This is a genomic window from Streptomyces niveiscabiei (genome assembly GCF_001419795.1).
Classification (GTDB): domain Bacteria; phylum Actinomycetota; class Actinomycetes; order Streptomycetales; family Streptomycetaceae; genus Streptomyces; species Streptomyces niveiscabiei.
The window spans coordinates 1-2,729 of record NZ_LIRL01001318.1; the positions used below are offsets into that span (position 1 = coordinate 1).

Here is a 2,729-nt window from a genome sequence, read left to right on the forward strand (position 1 = left end):
CCCTGCGCATCCTCGCCCGCACCCAGCGCCCCGACGGCCTCCTCCCCGGCCCGCAGCGGGACGCGGGCGCCCACCTCCCGCCCGCCTGCACCGGCACCGAGGCCACCCTCCTGTTCCCCGCGCTCCTGGCGGAGGCCCGCCGCTGGGGCCTGCCCGAGCAGGAGGTCGCCGACCTGCTGCCGACGGCGGAACGCTGCCTGACCTGGCTGCGGACGACCGTGGGGGCGGGCCCGTACCTGCGCGACCCCCAGCCCGGCGGCCCCGCCCGCTGTGAGACCCAGGCACACGCCCACCGCGCGGCCCTGCTCGGCGCCGACCTCCTCGACGCCTGCGGCAGACCGGGCGGCGAGCCCCTGCGGGAGTGGGCGCGCGGACTGCGTGCGGCGTTCCACGAGGAGTTCTGGGCCGACGACCTCGGCGGCGGACGCCCGATCGCCGCGCGGCTGCCGGACGGGCGCCCGGTGGCGCACCTCGGCGCGAGCGCCGTACACCTCCTGGACACCGGGCTGCTGGGCGGCGGCGAACTCGCCACCGGGCTCCTCGACCGGGTGCGGACCGAGCACCTCGCGCGGCTGCTCGGCGGTCCCGCGCTGGACTCCGGCTGGGGGCTGCGCGGCCTCGGCGAGAAAGAGCCGGGGTACAACCCCTTCGGCCACCGCGGCGGCGCCGTACGGGTCCACGAGAGCGCGCTCGCCGTGGCGGGCCTGGCCGCCGCCGGGTACGAGAAGGAGGCGGGCTCGCTCCTGAAGGGCGTCCTCGGGGCGGCGGAGGCGTTCGGGTACCGGCTGCCCGAGATGTACGGGGGCGAGCGGCGCACCGACGGGAGCGCTCCCGTGCCGCACCCGGCCGCCTGCCGCCCCGCCGCCACCGCGGCAGCCGCCGGTGTCCTGCTGCTGACCACCCTTGCGGGCATCCGCCCCGACGCCCCGGCCCGGACGGTCACCCTGCGCCCCGTGCACAGCGCGCCCCTCGGCGAGGTCGGCCTCAGCGGACTGCGCGTGGCGGGCGAGCCGTTCTCCGTACGCGTCAGCCGCCTCGGCCTCGCCATGGTCGAGGAGGCCGGCGACGGGCTCCAGCTGGGGGTGTGAACGACGGGAAACGGGGCGTGTGGACGACCGGACGACGGCGCTGTCCGGCCGGAGCGGACCCGTGCCTGCCATGACCGGCGAAGGGAGTGTTTATCGTCAGGGAGACGACTAAGATCGCCGCATGCCCTACGACCCGTCAGCCTTCCCGCCCTTCGCCGTCACCGTGGACCTGGTCGTGCTGACCGTGCGGCGCCACGCCCTGTGCGCGCTGGCGGTCCGCCGGGGCGAACCGCCGTTCCAGGGGAGATGGGCGCTCCCCGGCGGCTTCGTACGGGCCGACGAGGACCTGTCGCAGGCCGCGGCGCGCGAACTCGCCGAGGAGACCGGGCTGCACGCCCACGAACCCGCCGTCCCCGCCCAGGACAACGGCGCCCACCTCGAACAGCTCGCCACCTACGGCGACCCCAAGCGCGACCCGCGCATGCGCGTCGTCAGCGTCGCCCACCTCGCGCTCGCCCCCGACCTGCCCGCCCCGCGCGCGGGAGGCGACGCCAGCAACGCCCGCTGGGCGCCGGTCGAGGAACTCCTCCAGCAGGGCGGCTACGGCCGGGACGGCGACCCCGTCGCGCCGCTCGCCTTCGACCACGCGCAGATCCTCGCCGACGGCGTCGAGCGCGCCCGCTCCAAGATCGAGTACTCCTCCCTGGCCACCGCGTTCTGCCCCACCGAGTTCACCGTCGGCGAGCTGCGCCGGGTCTACGAGGCGGTGTGGGGCGTCGCCCTCGACCCGCGCAACTTCCACCGCAAGGTGACCGGGACACCGGGCTTCCTCGTCCCCACGGGCGGCACCACCACCCGCCAGGGCGGCCGGCCCGCCCAGCTCTTCCGCGCGGGCGGCGCGACGCTGCTCAACCCGCCGATGCTGCGCCCCGAGGTGTGAGGAGCACCCCGAAGAGCGCCGCCCCGCCGTCAACCGGCCTGCCCTGAGCCCCACTTTGCCCCCGGGCTCGGTGCGCCCGGCCGTGCGATGCCTGAAAAACCCCAAATAGGGCGCTATCTTGCTGCGGGTGATCCAGGCCTTCGGACTGACCAGCATCCCCCGCAAGGATCTCCCTCCCGCCGTCGACGACGTCTCCTTCGAGGCGCGCGTCGGGCATGTCACGGTGCTCCTCGGGGCCCCGGAGGCGGGCAAGAGTACGACGCTCAGACTCATGCTCGAACTCCAACAGGGCCGTGGCGTCACGTACTTCAGAGGCCGCCCGCTGCACCGCATCGCCCACCCCGCGCGCGAGGTCGGCGTACTCCTCGGCGACGTACCGGGGCACCCGGGCCGCACGGTCCGCGGCCACCTGCGGATGCTGTGCGCGGCGACCGGCGTCCCGGCCGGCCGGGCCGACGAGGTCCTCGAAGCGGTCGGCCTCGTGAGCCTGCGCGAGGAGCGCCTGGCGGCCCTCTCCCGGGGCATGGACCGCCGCCTCGGCCTCGCCTGCGCCCTCCTCGCCGACCCGCACACCCTCGTCCTCGACGACCCCGCCGACGGCCTCTGCGCGCGCGAGAGCCGCTGGCTGTACGACATGCTCACGGCCCACGCCCGCCACGGCGGAACCGTTCTGCTGACCATGACCGACCCCAAGGAGGCCGCCCGCACCGCCGACCGCGTCGTCACCCTGGACCGGGGCCGCGTCGCCGCCGACCAGGACG

Annotated in this window: 3 protein-coding genes; all 3 read left to right on the forward strand. The window is 76.2% G+C overall.

The genetic code is table 11. The features are described from left to right. Window positions 1–1,088: glucosidase family protein (locus AOK24_RS43540; RefSeq protein ID WP_478078797.1), on the forward strand; the 1,088-nt coding region annotated here is incomplete at its 5' end. Between the two features lie 121 nt (window positions 1,089–1,209). Further along, window positions 1,210–1,968 (forward strand): NUDIX hydrolase, encoded by a 759-nt coding sequence (locus AOK24_RS43545; protein WP_055725355.1) that lies wholly within the window; start codon window positions 1,210–1,212, stop codon window positions 1,966–1,968. A gap of 127 nt (window positions 1,969–2,095) precedes the next feature. Beyond that, the coding region (locus AOK24_RS43550; protein WP_420876738.1) for an ATP-binding cassette domain-containing protein at window positions 2,096–2,729 on the forward strand (634 nt) is incomplete at its 3' end.

Bases quoted from the DNA above. Each gene is read 5' to 3' on its own strand.
- AOK24_RS43545 (WP_055725355.1), top strand. From the start codon at position 1,210: ATGCCCTACGACCCGTCAGCCTTCCCGCCCTTCGCCGTCACCGTGGAC.